Source organism: Salinibacillus xinjiangensis (assembly GCF_009649735.1).
GTDB lineage: Bacteria > Bacillota > Bacilli > Bacillales > Alkalibacillaceae > Salinibacillus > Salinibacillus xinjiangensis.
On record NZ_WJNH01000001.1, the window covers coordinates 358,369 to 381,289 of the forward strand.

A 22,921-nucleotide genomic window follows, 5' to 3' on the forward strand; every position below is an offset into this window, starting at 1 on the left:
GGTGTCGCGTCCAGCTGAACACCCGACTGTAATTGGCTTATGAGAGACCTTTATTCTATTTCAGGACTCCATTTTGTCCATGACGGGGCATGTGACGGACTTTTCAATCAGGCCTCCTCGATGTTTCGTTCCTCACACCCCTAATGACGGACAGTCGTAATCTTATTTTTATTGCAATTGTCCGTCAGAAGCCTTATCACGGAAAAATTGGGGCCAGCACTCTCTTGTACTGTCCTTCATTGAGCCAGCCGCACATCAATATCCAATTATCTTTCGCTGATATCGTTTAAGATGAGAACCTGACTCATATAAGTAAGGGTTTTTACAATTATTAAACGCAGTCTACTGGGACAAGGGACCTGTCCCCCTGTACCCCCCTATCCCCCTATTCTCCAAGAACCCCATACAGAAACTCTTTATTGGGATATTCCACCTCATCCAGCTGTTTCAAAACCTTACCCACATCATACTTCACCCGCTGAATACCTACACTATAATCCGCACCATCACCTTCCACAATCAGATAAGAAGCATGATTTATCCCATCAAACGGCAGCCCTACACTTCCGAGATTCGCTACGCATTTGCCATTAATGTAACGAACATAAGGATGGTGAATATGGCCATACAGGTAGATATCCGCAGAAGAATCTCTCATTAATTTTTCTTTCACGACCTCGTTCTCATCCGTTGGCTTAACAATATCGAATAGACTGTTTGGCGTAGCATGAAGAGCATGAATCTTCACCTGATCGCTAAGTTGTACGCTAGTTTCCGTTGGGAGACTTTGAAGGTAATCGATGTCCTCCTGTGATAGCTTGTCCACTGTCCACTGCTGTTCCACCCTCATCATGTCAATAGCCTGGTCCGGTACTTCGCCATCACGTATGCCGCGCACCACCCACTCATCTGCGTTACCTTTAACCACAGTTGTATCAAGGGACCTCACGAGTTCAAGCGAACGTTTTGGCTCGGACCCGCGGTAGCAGAGATCACCTAATACAACAATTTTATCGACATGCTTGGATTGAATATCTTCTAGAACGGCTTCTAGGGCTGTAGCGTTGCCATGGATGTCGGATAAAAAAGCGATTTTCATTTATAATACCTCCTATCCTTGTACTTTTATTTCACATTATATCAAAACCCGTATTCTTTTCATTTAATTTGAATGGAGCCAGAGATAATCCCTGGCTCCATTCAAATTTATTATTCTACATAGGCCTCTCAGTCATCTGCCCAACACCAAAATTAAATTTGGTATCTAAAGTCAGTCCTTGATACTCATTTCCAGCCTCTCTCTTTAAATGTGTTCCGAATAAGAAATTCACTTGCTGTCCTTCTTGAAGGTGAAAAGTAGAATCTGGGAATAATACTGGTGTTTCAACGTCTCCTTCATTAAAATAATCATCTGGGAAGAAGTTTGCTGTCATAAAAGAGCTGTCAGGGAATAACCTTGTGTCCGGGAAGAATATGGTATCTGGAAATAGGATTGCATCAATTTCGCCAACCGTTAAATCTCTCAATAATCTGTTCAAGTTATCTTGGTTCGCTAAAGCAATTTGAGCGTCACCTTTATGGATGATTCTACCGTAATCATCTGTAGGAGGATCATTTGGATTGACTAAATATCTTCTTAATACATCTGCGCATTCAAGTGGAACATAAAACTCATCATCACCTAAAGTTAAAACCGCAGCTGAACGATAGGACTCTAAACTCACACTCTCATCCATTACAGGTTCATTATCTTTTAACAACTGTAGTTCATAACCGAGGTTAAAATTCGCCATTTCACTTAAATTCGTTTCTAACGTCACCCATTCCCCCATCGCCGTTCTACCTGGCGCTAACAACTCTCCTTCTCCAACATCTACATCATAATCAATCTCCTCAACATTGGATGAAAGCTCAACTACCAAGTGGTCAATCTCACCCTCCACCTCTTCAGTACCGGAAAAGAGAGCAAACGAACCATAACCCGCAATTGCAAAAATCGCCGCCGCTAGAGAAGTTCCAAGTAAAACCCTCTTCCATTTCCCCATGTTTTTCACTAAACGCTACCCCTTTCTAATCATTTATTTGTTATAAGGAATACTCCTTTATAACCTAAGCTAAAAGACTCTAACCACTTTTTTCTCTAATGATGTTTAGTCTCTGAAAAAATTCAATGATAACGACTAGAATAATAGGAAGAACAATAAGTAGGAAAATTCCTGTGGGACTTGCAATAAAACTAGCAATGTGACCAATAAGAGGAATGGTAAAAACTTTTACACCGATAATGTTTTCCTCAGATACATATTCTCGGTCAGGGATATTGTTCGCATCTCCTTTGGTTTGATAAAGATTTTGCCCATCCTGATTCACAATATCTATCACTCGATGAGAGAGTAGCTCTTGATTCGGATCCACATAGGTAATCACCTCATTGACTTTCGGAGCCTCATTCGTGTCAATGACAATTATATCCCCCGCTTCAAAGTCAGGTACCATACTATTGGACAAAATCGTCAGAGGCTTATATCCAAAAAAGCTCGGAAGTTTATTTATGTCTCCTTTTGCTTGAAAAATAAAAAACAATAATATAATGGCTAAAGCTCCAGCAGTCAGAAATATGATTTTTTTGAGCATGATGCCTGTCACCACCCTATTTTTGTGGTTTTTCAAACGTGAAGTCCACTGTTATCCTGTTTAAATTTACGACCAACCACAATGCTTAAGATTAGGAAATAAATTATGTAAATAATGATTGAATTAAACATACTGTCAGTTGCTTGGTAGCCTACAACAGTGAAAATAATAATCTTAGGGAGCTTGCCTAATGCACTTGCTGCTATATAAATGAAGGTGTTCACACGAGTAACCCCGCAAAGCACATTTGCAAGTGGTGTGGGAATGATCGGAAAGACTCGTAAACCAAGGATGGCGATAAAGGCGTTATTTTCAAAAATGTACTCATAATGTTTAACGCGCTCATATTTACTAAGTATCTTTTGAGTCCAGACCTGAAATCCATAACGGGCTAATAGGAACATGGCGATGGTGCCGATCATTACACCCGTGAGGACAATTCCCGAACCAGCTGCCACACCGTAAGATGCCCCCATAATTCCGGCTGCTACTAGGAATGGGACGGCTGGGAAAAAGACTAAAAGGGCAAAAAAGAGAATGCTGATGAGGATGGAGAGTTCGTCACCAGAGCGGATCCAGGTTAGGAAGGAGTCTTTATGTATAAGCAACAACGTAATTAACAATGTATAGATTAATATAATCACTATTTTCTTCAATGTAATCACCTATTTTTCTTTATTTCAGAAACAAAAAAGCCTTGATTCTTAATCTCATATTCAATCAAGGCCACTCAATCTTTTTTTAAGGCTAACTTCTTTCTTCTTTGGAAGTAGTATAGAGAACCTCCTCCAAGAAGTAGCGCAACCCCTAATAGAAGATAGTTATACATATTGGAAGCTGTATCTGGAAGTTTGTTGTCTACAGGGAGAATTCCTCCAAGTGTACCTTCCACGTATACTTTAAACTGAAATTCGGTAGCTAATCCTTGAAACTCATTCCCTAACTCATAAGGCATTTCTACTTCAAATATCAAAACTTCCGATTCACCACTTTTTAGCTCTCTTCCTTCTAATTTCTCAAAATCTTTTAGTTTTCCATCAAATAAAGTTCCGTCCGCATCGTTAACCTTTAACAAAATTTCATCGTATAATTTGGTTGAACCATTTAAAAACCTTTGAGAGAAAATATAAATAAAATCTTGCTCACCATTGTTAGAAATGGTCATTTCTTTTGTCGAATGATCCCCAGGCTTTATATTTTGTAGGTTAAAAAAGACTTTGTGAGGGCTGGTTGATATATCAATTTCTTTATTTTCAGTAGTTGGACTAGCCCCCAAAAATGAAGGAAACAAAAAGATAATCAAAAAAGATATTAAAAGAACAAGTAATAATTGACCATGTTTTTTCATAATTACCTCACCTTTTCATAGAAGAACACTTAATAATTTTAATAGTTTCCAGAATGAGCTTTTTCATTATCCTTTATATAGCCGTCTTTAGTAACTTCAATGCCTTCCCATTGAGTTGCTTCGAATGAGAATGTGATATCAACCGAATCACCCATGTATTGGTTTTGGATAAATTCATCTTTTGCAGGTCCTTCTGTTTTTCTTTCCTTGTTATTTTTCATTGTAATACCGATAATTACTGCCTCTTTGTCGTCGGGCGTTACTGGTAGGCCATCGTATCTGTCTCTACTAATAAATAGTCCCCCTTCATTGTTTGGAGCAATGTTAATCCTACCGTCAGAACCCGTAACGATGTCTGAAGGAAAATCATTGTATTTTAAATCTTTGAGTGTCACTCTGTCTTCAGGATTGAGAATACTAAAATGACCATCTAAAAATTCCTGAAGTACATCTGGGTCTAAATCTATTAAACTTCTACTCGTCACCCATAATACATTCACTTGGAATTGATCTAAAAATTCATCCAGGTCATTATCTGAGCCTACTTGTTCGACAAACTCATTTTCCCCGTTTGTAAAATTGGATGCGATTGTATCAAGTAGAACTTCCTTAATAGCAAGTGACCCAACGTTATCAATCTTAAATGCGCGATACATTGAATCTCCTGGTTTCAAGTTTGAAACTTCAAATGTATGAGGAACTCGATGTCCTTCAAATTTTATTGGTTGTATTTCAAAATCAAGTGTTCCCGCCGCAAACTCAGATGTTTGTTTTTCTACATCGTTTATTGCAGCCCAAGTACCCGTTCCAATTAAGGAAAACCCTAGGCATGCACTAATTGCACCAGTTGCAAATTTTCGTTTTATGCTCATTCGTTACACCTCCATTGTTTGGTTTATTATTAAATAAAGGTGGGGAGAGTAATCCCCACCTTTATTTGTTTATTATTCTGCTGGACTTACTGGTAGTCGGGACCATAAGAATCGCCGTTATTAGCCCGTTCATTTGTTTCAACGTATCCATCTTCACCGCTGCCTTTTTTACCGTCACCAATATCATCTTCAGTAACTTCTTGGCCACCCCATTGACGCGCTTCGAAGACTAGGTCAAAGTCAGCACTGTCACCGTTGAATTTGTTTTGAAGATATAGGTCACTATTTTCATTATGTCCTTTTTCTTCACTGCTAATATATTCAATCGTTAGTTCAAGAACATCATGATCGTTTGGATTTACGGTAACCCCATACCATTCATTTTCGTCTATGGTAGAAACATTCATGCCGTTAACACCATTTGCGTCTCCATCTTTCACATAGCTTAAACCATTAACAGAGGCTGCGACCGTATCAATTGCATCCTGTTTGTCGGCACCAGTATATTCTAAGCTAGTAGCTTTATAGAAATCTGCTAGAGAGATATCTTCCGCAATAATATTTTTGTCATAAGTACCGCCTTCTTCATATCCAACAACAGCAGCCGTAATAGCAAACTGATCTAAGTATTCTAATGCTGTATTTGGTCCAAAGACATCTCGATCTGTTCCTTCTGGGACTTCTTCATAATATCGCTCATTATTTTCAAAACCCCAATCATCAAAGTTAAGATTATCCATACCCAGCAAAACATCCTTAATAGCAAGGGTTCCATGGTTCTGTAAATCTACTCTTACTTTAGAAAAATCACCTGGTTTTAAATTCCCTAATTTAAAATTATGTTGTGTTTCACCATCGGGTCTTAATTCTAAATCTAATGTCCCTGCACCAAGAGCAGCCTCAGTCGTTTCAATATCATTAACGAGAGCAAATGTTCCACCAGCAAGTAGGGATAAACCCATTGTTGCGGATAATGCGCCCATTGTCATTTTCTTTTTAATACTCATGTAATCTCCTCCAATTTCATATAATTAGTTTAATAGACGTACATACTAATAACCTTAGATTTATTCAGCATCGTCACCGTTGAATCTTTCTTCACCAGGCATTTGAGTAGCCTCAAAGCTCATCTCAAATTTAGACTCTTCACCTTGGTATTTGTTTTGCTCGAAGTAGCGGCTATTAGGAAAACGATCGTCATTTTCTTCAAACTCAATATAAACCTCATATTCCATTTCCTCTCCTACTGGAAGGCCTGCAGTAGTGTCATTTGTACCAGTAATATCAACAGGGTTAAGCCCTACTAATTGATTCAAATGACCACTCCATACTTGACTACCATCAGCAGAAACAACTACTTTAAATTGACTAAGGAAGTCACTTTCAGAGTTATCTCCAGAACCTGCTCCTACTTCACTATTGAGATTAAGTACATCTTTATCCTCCCAAACACCCTCAACAGAGTTTGTAGAGACAAGAATTTGGTTAATATCTAGAGTTGCTGTATCTCCATGAACAAGATGCAAAGTCTTAGTAAAATGATCTCCCGGCTTAAGGTTTCTAATTTCAAAATCAATCGTGTTCTTCTCACCGAACTCTAAATCGAGAACCCCGTTAGCCAATGTGTTCTGGGTATCCTCCACATCGTTAAATGCTGCCCATGTCCCTCCTCCGATCAATGATAAACCTAGTGCGCCTGCTAAGATGCTTGTTCCCATCTTCTTTTTCATACTCATGAAAAATTCCTCCTTTAATTAATTTCACCCGAATCGGGTATGTATGTGAACCCTATAAGGGGGAACACCAAATTTGATTAAGCTTCGGTATCTGTTGATGCTGCCACTTCTTTGTTTTGTCGATCCAATTCTTTGAGCGCTAATCTAAATGAGTAAACCGCATAGCCTAGTAGCATTAATCCAGGACCGATAAGTAGAATTGCTGTACCCATTGGTGAGCTAGCAAAGTTTAGGAAGTAGCCAATTAATGGAATCGTGAGACCAGTATACTTAGCTACTACATTTTCACTTAGCACAGGCCTACTATCAGGTCCATCATTGTTGTCACCTTGTGTCCGATAGAATGTGTTTTCACCTTGAGTGAACCTTTCAATAATTCTGTGGGTGACTAATGTGTTTTCACTAGCTTGATAAGTGATGACATCGCCTTCTTGTAAACTAGTAGGATTCTCAACCCTTTTGACTACGATAATAGATCCAGTTTCAAAAGTTGGCTCCATCGAACCAGATAATACTGTTTTAAATTGGTAGCCAAATATTTGTGGTTCCCCTCCTGAGGCTCTTGTGGAAAGTACGAGTACGGTAAGGAGAAGTAGAGTCGTACAGACTAATAGATAAAGGGTGTTTTTGACTCCATTAAACACATTCTTTTTAGTAAACTTGTATTTACGCTTACCTTTAGTTACCGTTCTTTTAGGTATTTCCATCATTCATCATCCTTTGATTCTTTTTACTCATACAAAAGAGGGTTGAGATTAAATTAACTTTCCTGGTCTTCCTTTTCTTCACTAGCATTTACTTCCTCAGACTGTTTTTCTTCTTTAGTTTGTTGCTCTTCTTCAGCGTTCTCAGTATCAATTTCTTCATCTACATTTTCATTTTCAGAAGCCTCTTTTTTTACATTCTGTTCATCCTCAGCGCCTGCACCCTGCTCACCGCTGCTCTCCTTGTCTTCATTTGTTGCATCCTCATTGTCTTTGCTTTCGTCTCCTTGGTTATCCTTACTTTTGCCTTTGCTATTTTCGCTAGCTTTTCCGTCATCTACGTTGTTCTCTTTTTCTTGAGGGTTCTCTTCACCTTGACTGGCTTTTTCTGATTCAGTTTGTTGCTCTGCATTACAGCCACTCAATACTACTTCCCCACTCCAAAGCTCACCTTTTCCGTTATGACCTGGTCGTTGAAAGGCTCTAAACATATATTTGCCGTCACCTTTGGTTGGTTCAGCTTTAATCACTGTTTTTTCCCCAGTATCTAAAGCAGGAACTTCACCAGTGAATATCTTTTCACCATAGATCCCTTTACCATCTTTAATTTTTCCTTTTTCAACATAATAGACTTCAAATGCAACAGTCCCGGCCATTGGCTCAGAGTCTTTTCCGTTCGTTATCGTTGCTTGGATGACTTCACAGCTTCCACTTTGGCCAATAAATTCAAGAGAACTTTTATCCCATAACCCTGTGTCATCCCATTCCACATGGATGGAGCCTTGTGATTTCTCAATATCATTCACAAGAGCTCCGGTCCCTGTCGTTAACATGGTTGCGATAATGATGATGACACTCCAGAAGCCTAGAAGTTTAAAGGAAGATGCAAGAGTTCTTTGCCTTTTCATAAACTTTCTAAGCTGCCGATTATGAATTTTTTTCAACCTCGATCTCACCGTTATTCCTCCCTCCACCATTTGTTCTATATGTTATTTATTTGTTCTCATTAACGAACTGCACGTTGAGTGTATTATAATTTGTTCGTTTTTCAAAACTTTAAATATCGCTAAATTTCGTTATTTAGAACAAAAAGTGCATAGATATCTTCTTCTTACTGCTGATTACTTATATTTTTACAGTTTTATATAGAACCAAATGTTTTATATAATGAACACATCAACATTATAAACCTACAAATCTAAAAATATACCTAAAAGGAGTAAAAAAATGATTGGTGAGCGAATCAAAAGGTTACGAGAATCAAAGGGATACTCCATTACCGAGCTGGCAAAGCGCTCTGGTGTATCAAAATCATACATAAGTAATATCGAACGGGATCTGCAGCAAAATCCTTCCTTACAGTTTCTGGCTAAAATTGCCGACCCACTCGATAGCACAGTGGAATACATATTAGGAATGGAAACTGAACAGGTTCAGCTAGATGATGAATGGATCGAGTTGCTGAAAAAAGCTATTGATTCTGGAGTGACGAAGAAGGACTTTAAGGAATTTCAGATGTTTATGAAATATATGAAGTGGGTGGAACAGCAGGAGCAATGAGACTGGACTTAGTTTACGGGTATACGATGTTTTACAGATTAGCTGTTGAATATTACGGATTGGATTAAAAATTTTCCTGATAGAACCCACCAATTTCTGGATAACTCCTTTTTTGCTGAACAAAAATAAAGCAAAAAATCCAGTAGCTGTTAAAGCACTGGATTTTCTTTATTAAAGTATTATAGATGAATTCACATGTATACCGTAATACCTTAAATATTCCGAAAGCCTTATCTCCAACAAACCGTCTGTTGACTCCTCTTATCTAGAGTTTCTAAGGTAGCATCTACTACATCCTCAACATAGACAAATTCATGATTACCCCTATGGTCAAGAGTGAGGTCTTTATTTGTTTGATCCAAGCTATGAGAAACGGTCCCCCTCAAATCACGCTGCCCATACACTTCACTAAAACGAAGAATTGTATAATCCAACCCGTCCAACTCACCAGCAAACTGCAAATAGAGTTCTCCCGTCAGCTTTGCCAGCCCAGATGGTCCAAGCTTTTCAGAATTCTGATTTTTACTATATACATCCATCGAAGAGGCAAAAAGCACCTTCTGAACCCCGAACTTTTTCGCCACCTTTATGACATTTACCGAGTTAGATATATTCGCATTACAATCTTCCTCCATTGTCTCTGGAAGCTGAGGATAGGTGACCTGCTCGGCTAGATGAATGATGTATTCAGGACGAGTTGCATAAACAACTTGTTCAAAACTACGACCACCAACATCACAGTAAAAATAGTTTACTCTTTCGTAGTCAATATTCGTTAGCTCGCCATTTGATAGATTGTCTACCACAATGACTTCGTGACCCTGATTTAAAAGCTTGTCTACGGTATGTGAACCGATAAAACCGCACCCACCTGTTACGAGGACTTTTTTCAACATAATATCCACCTTTACTCAGCAGCTCTTCGCTACATAAATGGGTTTAGAATTTATTCAATCTATTATTTACAAGCTTACATTAACTCGTTCGTTTTTGAAAACGTTGAATTTTACCAATATTCGTCATAAAGAACCACTTTTCTATAAATATCTCTGGTAATCTTCTGTTTTCGTGCTATTTTGTAATTTTATAAAGAACGTTATATTTTATATAATGAACCCATAGTGTGGAAGAGAGGGGAATTGCGATGGAGAAATACATAGTGGAGAGTCTAGATTTAGACTGGCTGGAAATGATCAAAGAAGCTTTGGAATTAGGGATTAGCGAGGATGAGATAAGAGACTTTTTGAGAGTACATGGTGAATAAATCCATGGAATGGGAGTGTGCTGTTTGTGGTTTTGAGAAGGTCTATTACTTAGTTCCCGTGTCACAACAGATGATTGGTAGAGCTTGTAGAGAGTGTAATTTTTACAGAGGTTTGGATGATTATACTTGCAATGGCGATTCAACCAAACGTTTGTTTGGTAAACGTAAATAACGGTGTATAAGGGTTTGGTACCTCTTAAACAAACGTTTGTTTAACTTAATTTCTCCAACAGTTACTACCCTTTTAGTACCATCTTCAAATAGATGATACTCCTGTTTAACACCACTTTCTCATAGTACCCTGTTAAGTAACTTAACCTTTTTTATTCAACGATACAGTGCTTCTACATAATATTGTAAAATCCGTACTACCATTTGCATAGTATACATTGATCATTAGAAAAGCGGGGTACTCTTGATGAAAAAATCACCTAAAATAGGATTAGTGTTCATCCTATTAATCATAATAAGCGCATGTGGTAAATCAAAATTTTATGGGGAATATAGTGTCGATGGCAATCCTCGTTATGATATAAAAATATTGGACAACAATACAGCAAAAATTAATTTGGAAAGCATGATAACGGTTGAATATGAGAAAAATGGAGATCGGTTGGAGGTTATTCAAGATGACGTTTACAGTTATTATGTTGATTCTGTAACAGGAGTGTTTTTTGAACTAAAAGACGATGACACCCTTTCGTATAATATTGTAAAAAACAGTGAAGAAATGAAGATTGGTGAATTCAAATATATTGAGTGAACTGATGGGGATAGTGGGGAAGCTAGTGTTTTCTGGATGACCTTAAAAAGTATGTTTTATCGACTCCTAATCTTCCTAGGTATATTTGGCGTGATGAGGTTTGTCTTTGGTTTTGGGAATAACTATAGGGATGACTGACATTTACTCCAGTTAATTCATCAAACAAACGTTTATTTGAGTGTTTAAAAGTGTTCGTACACAAGGATTTGGTATACTTAAACAAACGTTTGTTTAACATAATTACTCCGAAACAGTCATTACCCTTTCAGTACCATCTTCAAATAGACGATACTCCTGTACAACACCATCCTCTTTATAATATCCTGAAAAGTGACTTACACGCTCTTCCTTCCAACTAAAAAACAATTGCAAGGTCATATCTCCTTTTTTCAGTCCATTTATGTCCACAGCATCCACCACATTTGAATCTAAAAGTGAATCTTGCTCCTCAAATTTATAGCCGTCCTTAGCCACGATATCATAACGCCAAGTAGGTATTGCGTTCATGGCATCCACTCCCTTGGCATCAGGCTGCCCGATGAGCCCTTCAACTTCTGCTTGTGTCATGTCCACACTCAAATGTTCCTTAATGAAGTCAGTAGATAGTTTATTAGATTTGTCAATAGATTCAGCCGATAAAGTCTGGACAGTATCACCGCTCGATTCAAAACGGGAATCTGAATTTGGTACCTTTTTATAAACCGTCTTATCTCCATGACTTTCAATTTTGACAATAAATCCAGCATCTTTTTTATACTCAGCTGCTCTTTCTTGATCACCACAGCCTGTTAATAGCATAATTACGAAAAGCATGATACAGTAAAGCAATTTCATAGTGACTCCCCCAGTAATTTATTTAATAGATTACTAGATAGTTTTGCCACTAACACAAGAAATATACACAACAATCCTTTAATAATGAAAAGAATCCTTCTTCGCATTTAGAGAGGGATTCTTTACTTTAAGCTTGTTTATGTTGCATGAAATCCCATTCACCGGACTTATTATAATTGATTTCACTTCTGATGGTTTGTAGAACTATTTTCAGTTAAAATTTTTCAACTAATCATATGAGGCATCAATCAAACGTTTGATTAATTCTTGAATGGCATGAAAATCCTACGTTAAAGGCAATAAAACAAACGTTTGTTTTATTAATTTATTTATTGAGGAGATCTACTAACTTTTTTAGGTTGTCCTTTAAAGGATTACGGAAATCAAACCTGAAGAGATTTCACACAACAAACCATCTATTCTTTATAGCCTTTAAGACTGCAGTTGTTCGATCTGGAACTGATAATTTATTTAGGATGGAACTAACACGATTTTTTACTGTGGGAAAAGTACCGGTTAAGTTATCAATTAGCGATTCCCTTATTAACGACGACTCCTTAATAATAGAAACTCTCACTGATCTCCCTCCTTCCCATAATTGATTTCTTATTTTCATGGATTGTGTATCTAGTTTAGATATTTTAAATTGGGGTTACCTTTTACCTAATAAAGGGTGCTTGCTATTTTAAATAAATACTTCTTCCCCTAATATTTCTGGAAGTTGTATTAGTTCAAATACCTCAAACACATCATCCTGAACGTCTGAGATAGTGATTTTCACATTTTGTTCTTTCAATGTATTAACAAGACTTATTAATAAGCCCATTCCCGATGAATCAACAAAGGGTACTTTTTCCAAGCTAATATTAATACTGTGATAATGAACCAGCTCTGGAATTAGTTCCTCGTTTACAACTTCAGTACCCTCAATATCTAAATCTCCTTCAAGGGATACGAGTAAGAAATCATTTTTTTCAACCGTTGTATATTTAAGCATCATTCAATCTCCAATCTTATAAGGACTCAAGTTTAAGTTCATTTTCTTGATTTAAGTAAGCTTTTAAGTGATTTTTTTTATCATTTATAAGGTGGGTTTTATTACCGATTCTTAACAAAGTCCCTTCAAAGGCTTGTGTAATATGAATCTTTTGATCACTAGGTACAGATACTATGGTTTTAGTTCCACTATTCGAACCAACTTCATTTATACTAACGCCAAGTTTTCCATATATTTCTCCCCCACGAACCATTCCGCTTACTTTTAGTTGACCTCCGGAATGGATTTTGGTATTAAGACATCCTTTTCCTATAACGTTTATATCCCCACTACAATATAATCTACTATTTACTGCTTGTGCAACCGCCATATAGGAGTCTGGCTCAACAGGAGTTTCACTAAGTTCCGATAACTCTTTCATTTTCTGTGATAAATTCCTTAATTGATCAATGGTTGTAACTTGAGTAGAAAGGTTAATAAAAATTTGCTTAAGGGATACTGCTATTTGAACCCATTCCTTCTCTTCTAAGTGATTTTCCCCTTTTTCTACCACTTCTTGATATTGTTTGGCATAAGGGATAAAGTTTTGAAATCTTTTTTCTAAAAGAATCATTATTAATGGTTGTAATCCCGTAATCGAAAAATCATTTGATTTAAAAGCAGGAGATTGGGACAATTGCTGAATAAAGACAATCATTTTATCTAGTTGTTTATTCATAATTCCAAGTAAGTGACCCAACTCAGCAATCAACAAATTATTTTTACCAGCATTTAATTCAGAATTAATGACATTTCCTTTTACCACCATGGCTTTAGAAGAAGTTAAGTCAGCCTCACTAACGGACTTGTGAACAAAAATGTCCCCACCCGCATCAACGGTCATGTTTTCTTCCACTTGGCCGATAATCTCTACATCTCCAATAAAGCGAATATTCCCAGAAGACAAATTCACATCCCCCTCATGAATAAGCTTCTCCAAAATTGTCGCCTTTACCAGATGTCCTCGTTGTTCAATAAACGGGCGCCCCGATTCAGTTGCCACTAACTTATCACCCACTTCAATAACTCCTCTTCCCGAAGCTATTTTCAGTGGATAGGTCTGCTTGGCAGGAAGAGGTTCATTAGTCACCGTAACCCCTGGTATTCCGGGTTTAGGTGGATAAATAATCCCAATTACTTGTCCTTTTTCAACATTAGGTATAAATTTCGTTTCCCTAAAGTCGACATTACCCGATTCATCTTCTACAAGGCCATTCATTGAATTCACATCTACTTTTAAATCAAGCCAACCATGATTACCAGGATGAGCACTTCTTCCTTTAGCTACCACAAATTCACCCGGTTCTACCGCGTTTATGGCTTGGACGATTTCATTATGCTGGATTCCATAAATGACCCGAAAGTCTTGGAGTTTTTTTAAAACATCCTCGTATTCTAGGGAATTATGAACCTCTCTAGATTCCTCTATAACTAAGTCTATATGTTTATCAGGATCAACGTCCTTAATTCTATGATTTACTATAAAGCCTGGATCGACCTTTAAAATAGCCTTTAATCCATTTTCTACAAGGGAAACCTGCCAACTAGTTTCTTTTTCCGAAGATTCGTCTAACTTTATGTCCAACTGATCGTTTTGTGAAATCACAGTTGATTTTTCCTGAACTTCCATACCATTCTTATATAGTTTAACACCCTTGTCTATTTGGACAGTTGGATAGTGAAATGGCGAGTCTTTTACGTAAATCTTATTATTGTTAACCCAAGCTTTTCCTTCTAATTGAGAATCACCCGATTGAAAAAAACTAGAATTCCGTTCATCACTCAAACCCTCTACATCTGTTGAATGTTCCCCATCCTTGTCTATTGGAAGAATCTCAACGATTTCTTCACTGGTATGAGTTACATGATTCATCACCTTTGCCTCATCTGATTTAGAAGTGCTACTTTTTTGATTTAATGAAATTTTTACAATCGCTTCTTTTCTTCCAATTCCTATAAATCCGTTTTTTTCCTGTTGAATGACCTCAATATCAACCTCTTTTTTTGAGACATCCATTAAATTCAACCCTATGTTTATGGCTTCCTTCAAATTTTTACCCTTGGAAATAATATTTTGCATCCTACTACCTCCTTTCTACTACGGATTTATTACAGGGGAATTATAACTAGTTATATTCGTTTGATCGTGATTCACTTTAAGTAACACCATTGTAATATCATCTTTTTGTGGTACATTTTCCGTGAATTTATCAATGGAATTCGTGATGGATTCTTCCATTTCCTTAACATCCAAACCATAGTTTTTCTTAAGAGTTTCTTCTAAACGGTCTATTCGGAACATTTCTCCATCCTGATTCAGAGCTTCTGTGATACCATCCGTATAGAAAAAAACTAACTCCTCTTCTTCTATCTTGATGGAATTTTCTTCATAAGAGGTACTCGGAAGCCCCCCTAACATAACCCCTTTAATTTTTGGAGCTTCGAAAACTTCATGAATTGATTTCACCACTAAAGGTAAATTATGTCCGGCACTTGCATAAGTGAGCGTTCTTTGACAAGGATCCCAATCTGCACATAAGACCGTCACGAAGGAACCCAGAGTACGAAGATCCTCGTACATTGCATTATTCATAGCAGTTAATGTCTCTCCTGGACCTTTTGTGCTCTCTGCCGCACTACGAAATGCGCCACGAGTTAAAATCATTAACATGGCTGCCGGAATTCCCTTTCCCATTACATCTCCAATCACAATTCGTAATTTGCCATTTGAGAGTAAGTAAAAATCATAATAATCTCCACCAATCAATCGAGCAGGAATAGAAATCCCTGAAATTTGACCATTTTCTATTTTAGGGTTGTTTCCATTTAATAGTTTCATTTGAATATTACGAGCTAGCTTGATTTCTCTTTCCAATGTTTTTGTTTTATTGTCGGGCTCTGGATTATTTAAGGAAAGTTCCCGTCTAAACAAATTATTCACCACCTTTTTGTATGGAGTCCATAATTTCAAATACACCAATGGTTTCAAATAATTCTTGGATTTCTTCGTTAATTCCATCTAGTTCCACTTCAAACTTTTTAGTATTGGCCTCGTGAACTAAATTAATGATAGACCCTATTCCAGTTGAATCTATAAATTCTAGTCCTCCGAAGTGAACAACGACCTTTGCAATACCTTCTTCGATAGATTGAATCTCTTCTATAAATGGTTCCATAGTAGAATAATCGAGTACACCACTAACATGAAGAATGCATTGATTATCATCAATTTCCTTTTTGACTTCGACGGTATCTTTCACGATTTATTTACCTCCTATTTTTGGTTATCATCACTATTCAAATTAAACTGCTCCATATTCTGAAGTAACTTCTTCGAGATTTCTGATAAAGCTTCTGATTGACCATGTAGGGACTTAAGTAAGTCTGCCAGAGTGATAGTCATTTCTGTTGCTGAGTTTGAATTATCCTTTGCTAATTCACAAATGTTTCGAATTTGATTCAATATCTCCTGAGATTGATCACTTTGAATCGGCTTTAGAGCTTCTTCAGCTCGAGATAAAAACTCATCAATTTCATTCATAAACTCTCTTGCAGTCGTCGTAGCTTCCATAGACATTGTATATACTTTTTCAACGGAATTGTTCGCCTCTGACTCTAGCAAATAAGCATGTCGTTCTGTTTGAGTAGCCTGTTTGTTTGTTTCTGAAATGACCTGATTTAATGTACTCGCCATCCGGTTTGCACTTTCTGATAATCTACCTAGTTCCCCTTTATCAGCGACATGACTTTTAGCTGTAAAATCACCTTTTTCAAGCTTCAAAATTTGCTCAATGATCTTTTGTATATTGGCATAGATACGGTTAAAGAAGCGGGTTGTAAGCATAAATAAAACGATAAGGGACAATAGGCTTGTACTAATTAAAATAAACAATTGTTTATAAAACGGTTGTTTCATTTCTGTATAATCTAGAGCTACATAAATCACCTTTCCATTTTCCATAGGTAGAAAGGCTTTATAAATTTCCCGTCCGTCATACTGCTTGATATAACTTTGCTTGTTTTTCTTATCCATCATCTGAATCAAAAGATCTGTATCTTGATCATCTTGTAATCCGTATTCTCCATTTACTACCTTTTCAAGAGGTGGATAAATTTTTTCTGATAAAGATGGATCTTTAAAAACACGTGGGTCTAAGACAGCGATTTCTTCAGCATATTCATTTTTGTTGATAACCTGCTCAATCCAAGCATCTGGGCCTACTTTTTGGGTGAATTGATAGACTTCATTTGCTTCTATATAAGGGTCAATAAGATAGTCTGTCCCCGGCGGATGATAGTAAGCATATTTAAAGAACAATGGTTCGCCTTCATGAGATCCGGAATGACTGGTAAAAAGAATGGCTGTGTCATTCGTTACATAACTGAAAGCTTGTTCTACACCATCTAATATGACTCCATCTATAAGACTATCTAATGCCTCAAAGCCTTGTGGATTAGCTTTTTTCATGCTAAACCCTATTTCTTCAGACTCTGTTGCGCGAACCCCCACAAGATCATTTCCCGTTCTTTGAAATAGTGTTATTCCTGAGATTCCTAGTGAATTCCGTATAACCATTAAATCTTCGTTTGTAATGGCATCAATTGGCCTTCCATCTAATTCTTCTGCAATATATTTTGAATACGATTCTAATTTCAAATCAATTTGATGTTCAATTTCTTTCGCTGCTAGATCAGTCTCAGATATTCCTTGTTCAATTGAGTTTGAAATCGAATTTGCTTCTCGCAAGACTCTCTCATCAAGATTGTCCTTCATAATAACTAATTGAATACTACCGGCAATTAAAGCTACTGATAACATCATACAAAGAACTCGTATGGTGAATTGTTTTTTTAGTGTTTTGCTTGGTTTCCCTTCTTTTATCCTCGTCATATCTTTTACCTCTATTTCTTTAAAGTCTTTTCTTTATTTTTAAAGCGTTTACGAAGCGTATTTTTATCTGTTTTACCTGATGTCATAGGGATTTCATCAATCAACTCAATATGATCTGGAACTTTATAAGCTGCAATTTTATTCGCACAGTAATGATAGAGTTCCTTAGTATTTACATCCTGTTCAGCAACGATATAGGCTACTACTTGTTCTCCATAGACAGAATGAGGTGCTCCAATCACGGCTGCTTGTTTAACACTTTTATAATTTTCAAGAGTCTTTTCTACTTCACCAGGAATTACTTGTTGACCCCCTTTTTTAATTACATCCTTCTTTCTTCCCTGAATAACGACTTTATGTTCAGGTGTAAGGTAGGCTAAATCACCTGTCTGAAACCATCCGTCTTCTTGTAAAACTTCCTTTGTCATCCCTAATTGGTTATAGTAGCAAGTAAATATGGCTGGTGATTTAAGGAATAATTCCTCTTCTACGACTTTAAATTGATACACTTCATCTACATCCCATTCAAGTTCTCCTCTCAAATCACACGTCATAATGCCTCCCGCTTCAGTTATTCCATAAACCCCTATAAATTTTGTCTTTTCCATTAAAGTAAATTCGTTCACTTCACCTGGATTAACCATTTCTCCCGCTAGATAGCATTCCTTAATATTTTGAAAAACTAAGGGGTCAATAGCCTTGGATAAGTTGTACATTCCTTTTAAGATTGAAGGGGTACTGACCACTTTCTGAACTCCAACTCTGTTCATCATATTCATGATTTTAGGAAGGTCAAATTGATTCGGAATGGCAACTCGATAGCCTAAATGAATCGCACAAAGGATGCCCACCAAACCAAATGCAACCGTTTGAGGTGGAATGTGTAGGTATCGGTCCCCTTCTTGACCATTTATTAACCTAGGGATAATACCCATATGATGAATGATAACTTCCTGCCCCATAACAACCCCTTTAGGTACTCCTGTACTACCTGATGTAAATAATATAAAATGTCGATCAAATGTATCTTTCACGGCCTGTTTTCCTTCAAAGTCTGTCCTCTTCCAGTCCATTCCTTCCTCTGACTCAAAAAGGGTGCATTCAGCGTTGTTGCCACGAATCCATTCCTTCATAACATCTGAATATGGCATTCCATTTAAATGTTTGATTGTAAAAATCATGTGTGGAGATGCACTAGATAAAATAGCAGATAAATCACCTTCACGATGCTGTGGGCTTAAGGGAATTACGGTTCCCCCTAACTTGTTGATGACAAATACTAATGATATGTAAGCAAGTGTTTGAGGAACGAGAAGAGCTACCCTCTTTCCTGTTAAATCACTAGTTGGACCCAACATATCTAGAAACTCATTATTTAATTGCTCAATATCTTGGACCGTATAATCATGGTCAAACGTGCTGATCACTACTCTGTTCAAATGTTCTTTCTTCATGCAATAATCGATTAATGTATTCATTCTAATTACCTCCAAAAAGGGCATAATATAAATTACCAGGTGACACATAATCGTCTGAGTCTGTTAAATTTCCAAGACTGACTCCAGTCTTTTCGGCTACTGCTACCAATAAATTCACCATTTGCAACGAATCAATACCTATATCGTCCCTAAAAGAAGAATGTTCTTGTATGGCTTCAATTGGAGCATGACTAATGTCAGCAATGAGTTGACGAAACTGATCGAAAGTCATTTTTCATGCCTCCTCTTTTCTAATCGTTAAACCAACGAACTGATTGTTCACGAATCTCTGTTAGTTTTCCATTACAGCAATGGGTTTCATGATGATACTCAATCAATTTTTTTCCAGATGGGAGCCTGTTATACAGTTCATATATATCGCTGTCCTTTACCATGACATCCTGATTTCCATGCACAAGCAGAACGGGCTTACAATTGGATAAATCATTGGTTTCAGGAAGCATTTGCGGATCTTGTTCTAAAATGTAACTCATTCTTTCTTGGAAATAATTTGGCAAAGCAACGCTATTCTGATTACTTATGGGTGGACTGACTGCAACAGCTTTCCTTACATAAGGATGTTGACTTGCTTCGATTGACCAGCTTGCTCCGGAACTTGTCCCAAATAGATAAACCGGTATTTGAGGAAGCGTTTCATAAGCTAAAGTGATAACCTTATTCATAAACTGGTTCCAACGATTTCTATTTGCCTTTAACCCATTGATTGTAAATGTTTCACCCTGACCAGGACCATCAAAACTAAAAGTAGCAAACCCTAAATCTACGAAATGATTTTCATAGGTATACAACTCTTCTTTACTAGAGTCCATTGGATTAATGATGACGATGCTTCCCTTCGGATGAGAAGGAACCCGTACTCTGCCAACACAATCCTTACCATCGATTTTAAGCGTTTTTAAAATTCGTTTGATCCTAGAGTTTTCGTCAGCTTTTGAAAAGGCCTCAAGTGATTTTTTATACCATGTCACTTTCTCATCAAAACGATCAGGAAATATCCAATAAATTAGGTTAAAATACAACCCTGCTAGTTGAAAATGTTCTTCCGCTAGTTGAGTCTGATGATGTTTCTCATATCGGGTTGCTTGTTGGAAATGATGATCAGCAAATTGATTAAAAAAACGGACCCAGTCATAAACTTTCTTAACTTCATGATTAACTAGATTGGTAACACTTTTCTTGATTCCGTGTGCAATCCATCGATCCCAAAACCCTTCAAAAAGTCGTGCCGTTACTAATGTCTTTTGTATGGTTGTATTGGGGGAAGATTTTTCATAAACCACTTTTTTCCTCTCCTTTTCCATCTAACACCAAAATCAATGTCGAACCTTCTGGAGAAGTTCCTAATAACACTTGTTTGGCCATTTTCATCATAAGCGTAAACCCCTGGCCTAATGATTCTTTAGTAGAAAACCCAGCCATTAGCGTTGTTTTTGGTAGAATTTGCAATGGAAAGCCTGGTCCCTCATCCTCAACGACTACTCGAAATTCTTCATCATTCTTGTAAATGAGCATTTTCCCTTGACCTGCATGTTTTAAAATGTTGGTAACTGCTTCTGAAATAATCAAATTGTAGCTCATGATCTTAGACGACTTTAGCCCCACCTCAGCGAAAGTATCTTTTGCAAATTGACGTGCTTTAGGTATATCTCCTCTTTCTTGAATCATGACCTCGCATAGCAGTTTGCCTTGTTTATAATCTTTTACTTTTTCAATTTCAATTAACAGAAAGGATCCATGTGTTGCTGCATAAATGACATCCCTATAAACTTCCCAGATTTTTTGGTCCTCATCCTTTTGGACCGATTGAATAATAGTCTCTGTATGGATTTCACTTAGTAGTCGAGTAAAATGCTCCTGGTATTCTTTAGGTAAATCCAATGCCTTCATCTCTTCCTCGATGACTAAGTTATTTTTTAACCATAAAACACCTAATTTAGCTAACTGACATAAATATCTAAATGTTTCATCATGTATTTCTTCAAAGGATTGGCTACTAAAAGATTGATAGAATATAGTCTCTCTTTGTTCTTGTTCCATATCTGTAACTTCCGCCAATTGATACACAATCCATCCTATAAGAGCCCTGTCATGTAAGTCTTGAAATGAATTAAGCTGGCCAATAGGCGGGAGTAAATGAGATGGCTTCTGTTCTTCCTTTTTATGATGAAGAAATTTGGGGATCAACCTTTTCATTTCATTTTCCCTAATCCTTTCTTATAAAATTCCCATTGGGGGCATGATTGTAATCTCGTCAACAACCGATTGTTTTGGCTGACATAATAAAAAAACAATATGTTCAGCAATAGATTGAGTGGGGATCATATTCTTTTTGTCTATATCAAAGTCCACTTTATCCCAAAATGAACTATCCACAGATCCAGGCAAAACAGATGTAATTCGTATTCCTTCCCTTCGAAGTTCAGCTTGTAACACTTTAGTTAAACCTAGAACTCCAAATTTAGAAGCTGAATAACCACCATTGCCAGGTAATGCAGTTGATCCTGCAATCGAAACAAGGTTTAAAATCTGACCTTCTTGCTGTTTTTTCATTTGCTGGCCGAAGTATTTACAAGACAAATATGTACCTCGAAGGTTAACAGACATCATATGATCAAAATCCTTTGTTTCAGAATCTAATATAGGGGCAAAAGTTCCAAATCCGGCTGCATTAATAAGAACGTCAATATGACCAAAACGTTCGGTACATTTCGTTACAAACTGCTTAACTGATTCTTCATCACTTACATCCAATTGAAGAGTTAACACTGTTTCATGAACAAATTGACGTTGTAACTCTTCCGTACTCCGGGAACCAAGTACAAGCTTCGTACCTTTTTCATGTAACATGGTTGCTGTAGCTCGCCCAATTCCACGACTAGCTCCAATGATGACAACTACCTTGTCCTTTAACTGTGACAAATCCATTTATTTCACCCCATTTGGACCAAAGTATTCGAAGTAGTTTTTCTCAGTTTCCCATAAGCCGATTTTATGTAAGTTAGGCAAGTATGGAGCTAACATGTCATAAACGACTTTTGCCACAACCTCTGATGTTGGATTTAGCCCTTTAAATTCCTCGACATCTAAATTTAAATGTTTATGATCTAATTTGTTAAGAGCAAATGTTTCAACGATTTCATCCAAATAAGACAAATCTATAATCATACCCGTTACCGCATCAGGTATACCGTTTACACAAACATCTAAATAATAATTATGACCATGGCCAAATGGGTTATTGCATTTTCCGAATAATTTTAGGTTTTCCTCTTCATTCAGTTCATCACTATGTAAGCGGTGCGCTGCACTAAAGTGATATTTCCTTGTTAAATGAACCATATTTCCCTCTCCCTCTACTTTTTCCGAATATAGATAAGGATTCTCATATAATCTCAGACGGTGAAGTTCACAATCTACTAAACTTCGCGAAATCATATCCCAGAGATATTTCACTAGATTTTCTGTAGTGGGGATATGCTTGATAAAATATGGATGTTCTTTGTTCAAAAACTTTCCATCTAGCTCTTGATCAATAATCTTCCCTACAACATTTTTGATATCAACCGTATTCACGACAATTCCAGATTTTTGATTTAAATTTCCTTTCACCATAACTTCTAACTTATAGTCATGTCCGTGACCACTAGGATTGCTACATAAACCAAATACACTTTTATTCCTTTCTTCCGTCCATTCCGGAATCCGGTAGCTATGCATGGCTGAAAAATCTACCCTTCTAGATAAATAAAGCATCATTCTCACCTTCCAAAAGTCTATTTA

At 37.0% G+C, this 22,921-nt stretch carries 27 protein-coding genes; 3 read left to right on the forward strand and 24 right to left on the reverse strand.

The annotated features are described in order from the left end of the window. Window positions 1-385: 385 nt before the first annotated feature. The 10 genes from GH754_RS01595 to GH754_RS01640 all read right to left on the reverse strand — a co-directional run bounded on the left by GH754_RS01595 (window position 386) and on the right by GH754_RS01640 (window position 8,250). Window positions 386-1,099 (reverse strand): metallophosphoesterase family protein, encoded by a 714-nt coding sequence (locus GH754_RS01595; RefSeq protein WP_153726976.1) that lies wholly within the window; start codon window positions 1,097-1,099, stop codon window positions 386-388. A gap of 115 nt (window positions 1,100-1,214) precedes the next feature. Further along, window positions 1,215-2,054 (reverse strand): hypothetical protein, encoded by an 840-nt coding sequence (locus GH754_RS01600; RefSeq protein ID WP_153726977.1) that lies wholly within the window; start codon window positions 2,052-2,054, stop codon window positions 1,215-1,217. 70 nt (window positions 2,055-2,124) lie between these two features. Continuing rightward, window positions 2,125-2,634 carry a signal peptidase I gene (locus GH754_RS01605; protein ID WP_153726978.1) on the reverse strand — a complete coding sequence of 170 codons (510 nt, stop codon included), beginning with the start codon at window positions 2,632-2,634 and terminating at the stop codon, window positions 2,125-2,127. A gap of 32 nt (window positions 2,635-2,666) precedes the next feature. Next, window positions 2,667-3,290: a TVP38/TMEM64 family protein gene (locus tag GH754_RS01610; RefSeq protein ID WP_153726979.1), complete on the reverse strand. Its 624-nt coding sequence runs from the start codon at window positions 3,288-3,290 to the stop codon at window positions 2,667-2,669. Between the two features lie 74 nt (window positions 3,291-3,364). After that, window positions 3,365-3,982: an LPXTG cell wall anchor domain-containing protein gene (locus tag GH754_RS01615; RefSeq protein ID WP_153726980.1), complete on the reverse strand. Its 618-nt coding sequence runs from the start codon at window positions 3,980-3,982 to the stop codon at window positions 3,365-3,367. A 38-nt stretch (window positions 3,983-4,020) separates the two neighbouring features. Then, complete coding sequence (locus tag GH754_RS01620; RefSeq protein ID WP_153726981.1) at window positions 4,021-4,854, reverse strand: TasA family protein; 834 nt, start codon at window positions 4,852-4,854, stop codon at window positions 4,021-4,023. 86 nt (window positions 4,855-4,940) lie between these two features. After that, window positions 4,941-5,861: a TasA family protein gene (locus GH754_RS01625; protein ID WP_153726982.1), complete on the reverse strand. Its 921-nt coding sequence runs from the start codon at window positions 5,859-5,861 to the stop codon at window positions 4,941-4,943. 60 nt (window positions 5,862-5,921) lie between these two features. Continuing rightward, window positions 5,922-6,590: a TasA family protein gene (locus tag GH754_RS01630; RefSeq protein ID WP_153726983.1), complete on the reverse strand. Its 669-nt coding sequence runs from the start codon at window positions 6,588-6,590 to the stop codon at window positions 5,922-5,924. 77 nt (window positions 6,591-6,667) lie between these two features. Then, on the reverse strand, window positions 6,668-7,297 hold the full coding sequence (gene sipW / locus GH754_RS01635) for a signal peptidase I SipW (protein ID WP_153726984.1): 630 nt from the start codon (window positions 7,295-7,297) through the stop codon (window positions 6,668-6,670). Window positions 7,298-7,350: 53 nt separating this feature from the next. After that, the gene (locus GH754_RS01640; protein ID WP_153726985.1) at window positions 7,351-8,250 is read right to left on the reverse strand and encodes a hypothetical protein; all 900 of its coding nucleotides are present in this window, start codon (window positions 8,248-8,250) and stop codon (window positions 7,351-7,353) included. Between the two features lie 271 nt (window positions 8,251-8,521). On the opposite strand from GH754_RS01640, the gene GH754_RS01645 reads away from it, so the two are divergent. Further along, window positions 8,522-8,854 (forward strand): helix-turn-helix domain-containing protein, encoded by a 333-nt coding sequence (locus GH754_RS01645; RefSeq protein ID WP_153726986.1) that lies wholly within the window; start codon window positions 8,522-8,524, stop codon window positions 8,852-8,854. Window positions 8,855-9,084: 230 nt separating this feature from the next. On the opposite strand, the gene GH754_RS01650 is transcribed toward GH754_RS01645, so the two are convergent. Beyond that, entirely contained in the window at window positions 9,085-9,750 is a 666-nt protein-coding gene (locus tag GH754_RS01650) for an NAD-dependent epimerase/dehydratase family protein (protein ID WP_153726987.1), read from the reverse strand. A 248-nt stretch (window positions 9,751-9,998) separates the two neighbouring features. Between GH754_RS01650 and sinI the strand changes: the two genes are divergently transcribed. Both sinI and GH754_RS01660 read left to right on the forward strand, forming a co-directional pair. Beyond that, on the forward strand, window positions 9,999-10,118 hold the full coding sequence (sinI, locus tag GH754_RS01655; RefSeq protein ID WP_153726988.1) for a DNA-binding anti-repressor SinI: 120 nt from the start codon (window positions 9,999-10,001) through the stop codon (window positions 10,116-10,118). A 418-nt stretch (window positions 10,119-10,536) separates the two neighbouring features. Further along, window positions 10,537-10,881, forward strand: a complete 345-nt coding sequence (locus GH754_RS01660) for a hypothetical protein (RefSeq protein WP_153726989.1) — start codon at window positions 10,537-10,539, stop codon at window positions 10,879-10,881. 240 nt (window positions 10,882-11,121) lie between these two features. Here GH754_RS01660 and GH754_RS01665 read toward each other — a convergent pair whose 3' ends face one another. From GH754_RS01665 to GH754_RS01725, 13 genes are all read right to left on the reverse strand, one after another. Next, complete coding sequence (locus GH754_RS01665; protein ID WP_153726990.1) at window positions 11,122-11,715, reverse strand: hypothetical protein; 594 nt, start codon at window positions 11,713-11,715, stop codon at window positions 11,122-11,124. 400 nt (window positions 11,716-12,115) lie between these two features. Then, entirely contained in the window at window positions 12,116-12,292 is a 177-nt protein-coding gene (locus tag GH754_RS20045; RefSeq protein WP_407690644.1) for a helix-turn-helix domain-containing protein, read from the reverse strand. 108 nt (window positions 12,293-12,400) lie between these two features. Beyond that, complete coding sequence (locus GH754_RS01675) at window positions 12,401-12,712, reverse strand: STAS domain-containing protein (protein WP_153726991.1); 312 nt, start codon at window positions 12,710-12,712, stop codon at window positions 12,401-12,403. A 16-nt stretch (window positions 12,713-12,728) separates the two neighbouring features. Then, on the reverse strand, window positions 12,729-14,831 hold the full coding sequence (locus tag GH754_RS01680; protein WP_153726992.1) for a flagellar assembly protein A: 2,103 nt from the start codon (window positions 14,829-14,831) through the stop codon (window positions 12,729-12,731). A gap of 18 nt (window positions 14,832-14,849) precedes the next feature. Beyond that, window positions 14,850-15,683, reverse strand: coding sequence for a PP2C family protein-serine/threonine phosphatase (locus tag GH754_RS01685; RefSeq protein ID WP_228550094.1), 834 nt, complete (start codon window positions 15,681-15,683; stop codon window positions 14,850-14,852). A 1-nt stretch (window position 15,684) separates the two neighbouring features. After that, window positions 15,685-16,011 (reverse strand): STAS domain-containing protein, encoded by a 327-nt coding sequence (locus GH754_RS01690; RefSeq protein ID WP_323741800.1) that lies wholly within the window; start codon window positions 16,009-16,011, stop codon window positions 15,685-15,687. 14 nt (window positions 16,012-16,025) lie between these two features. Further along, on the reverse strand, window positions 16,026-17,642 hold the full coding sequence (locus GH754_RS01695) for a methyl-accepting chemotaxis protein (protein ID WP_153726994.1): 1,617 nt from the start codon (window positions 17,640-17,642) through the stop codon (window positions 16,026-16,028). Window positions 17,643-17,653: 11 nt separating this feature from the next. Further along, window positions 17,654-19,120 carry a class I adenylate-forming enzyme family protein gene (locus GH754_RS01700; RefSeq protein ID WP_194841251.1) on the reverse strand — a complete coding sequence of 489 codons (1,467 nt, stop codon included), beginning with the start codon at window positions 19,118-19,120 and terminating at the stop codon, window positions 17,654-17,656. Window position 19,121: 1 nt separating this feature from the next. Continuing rightward, the gene (locus GH754_RS01705) at window positions 19,122-19,352 is read right to left on the reverse strand and encodes an acyl carrier protein (protein WP_153726996.1); all 231 of its coding nucleotides are present in this window, start codon (window positions 19,350-19,352) and stop codon (window positions 19,122-19,124) included. A gap of 19 nt (window positions 19,353-19,371) precedes the next feature. Beyond that, the gene (locus tag GH754_RS01710; RefSeq protein WP_194841252.1) at window positions 19,372-20,421 is read right to left on the reverse strand and encodes an alpha/beta hydrolase family protein; all 1,050 of its coding nucleotides are present in this window, start codon (window positions 20,419-20,421) and stop codon (window positions 19,372-19,374) included. Continuing rightward, on the reverse strand, window positions 20,411-21,334 hold the full coding sequence (locus GH754_RS01715) for an ATP-binding protein (protein ID WP_153726998.1): 924 nt from the start codon (window positions 21,332-21,334) through the stop codon (window positions 20,411-20,413). The genes GH754_RS01710 and GH754_RS01715 overlap by 11 nt, the downstream gene beginning before the upstream one ends. Window positions 21,335-21,355: 21 nt before the next feature. Beyond that, a complete protein-coding gene (locus GH754_RS01720; RefSeq protein WP_153726999.1) occupies window positions 21,356-22,066 on the reverse strand; it encodes an SDR family oxidoreductase in 711 nt (236 codons plus the stop codon). Further along, entirely contained in the window at window positions 22,067-22,897 is an 831-nt protein-coding gene (locus GH754_RS01725; RefSeq protein WP_228550095.1) for a 6-carboxytetrahydropterin synthase, read from the reverse strand. Window positions 22,898-22,921: the final 24 nt, after the last annotated feature.

Excerpts from the sequence above, each read along its gene's own strand:
- GH754_RS01705 (WP_153726996.1), bottom strand. The coding sequence starts at position 19,352 with ATGACTTTCGATCAGTTTCGTCAACTCATTGCTGACATTAGTCATGCT.
- GH754_RS01645 (WP_153726986.1), top strand. The coding sequence starts at position 8,522 with ATGATTGGTGAGCGAATCAAAAGGTTACGAGAATCAAAGGGATACTCC.
- GH754_RS01720 (WP_153726999.1), bottom strand. The coding sequence starts at position 22,066 with ATGGATTTGTCACAGTTAAAGGACAAGGTAGTTGTCATCATTGGAGCT.
- GH754_RS01615 (WP_153726980.1), bottom strand. The coding sequence starts at position 3,982 with ATGAAAAAACATGGTCAATTATTACTTGTTCTTTTAATATCTTTTTTG.
- GH754_RS01625 (WP_153726982.1), bottom strand. The coding sequence starts at position 5,861 with ATGAGTATTAAAAAGAAAATGACAATGGGCGCATTATCCGCAACAATG.
- sinI (WP_153726988.1), top strand. The coding sequence starts at position 9,999 with ATGGAGAAATACATAGTGGAGAGTCTAGATTTAGACTGGCTGGAAATG.
- GH754_RS01695 (WP_153726994.1), bottom strand. The coding sequence starts at position 17,642 with ATGACGAGGATAAAAGAAGGGAAACCAAGCAAAACACTAAAAAAACAA.
- GH754_RS01595 (WP_153726976.1), bottom strand. The coding sequence starts at position 1,099 with ATGAAAATCGCTTTTTTATCCGACATCCATGGCAACGCTACAGCCCTA.
- GH754_RS01660 (WP_153726989.1), top strand. The coding sequence starts at position 10,537 with ATGAAAAAATCACCTAAAATAGGATTAGTGTTCATCCTATTAATCATA.
- sipW (WP_153726984.1), bottom strand. The coding sequence starts at position 7,297 with ATGGAAATACCTAAAAGAACGGTAACTAAAGGTAAGCGTAAATACAAG.
- GH754_RS01700 (WP_194841251.1), bottom strand. The coding sequence starts at position 19,120 with ATGAATACATTAATCGATTATTGCATGAAGAAAGAACATTTGAACAGA.
- GH754_RS01725 (WP_228550095.1), bottom strand. The coding sequence starts at position 22,897 with ATGATGCTTTATTTATCTAGAAGGGTAGATTTTTCAGCCATGCATAGC.
- GH754_RS01630 (WP_153726983.1), bottom strand. The coding sequence starts at position 6,590 with ATGAGTATGAAAAAGAAGATGGGAACAAGCATCTTAGCAGGCGCACTA.
- GH754_RS01715 (WP_153726998.1), bottom strand. The coding sequence starts at position 21,334 with ATGAAAAGGTTGATCCCCAAATTTCTTCATCATAAAAAGGAAGAACAG.
- GH754_RS01680 (WP_153726992.1), bottom strand. The coding sequence starts at position 14,831 with ATGCAAAATATTATTTCCAAGGGTAAAAATTTGAAGGAAGCCATAAAC.
- GH754_RS01650 (WP_153726987.1), bottom strand. The coding sequence starts at position 9,750 with ATGTTGAAAAAAGTCCTCGTAACAGGTGGGTGCGGTTTTATCGGTTCA.
- GH754_RS01605 (WP_153726978.1), bottom strand. The coding sequence starts at position 2,634 with ATGCTCAAAAAAATCATATTTCTGACTGCTGGAGCTTTAGCCATTATA.
- GH754_RS01665 (WP_153726990.1), bottom strand. The coding sequence starts at position 11,715 with ATGAAATTGCTTTACTGTATCATGCTTTTCGTAATTATGCTATTAACA.
- GH754_RS01620 (WP_153726981.1), bottom strand. The coding sequence starts at position 4,854 with ATGAGCATAAAACGAAAATTTGCAACTGGTGCAATTAGTGCATGCCTA.
- GH754_RS01675 (WP_153726991.1), bottom strand. The coding sequence starts at position 12,712 with ATGCTTAAATATACAACGGTTGAAAAAAATGATTTCTTACTCGTATCC.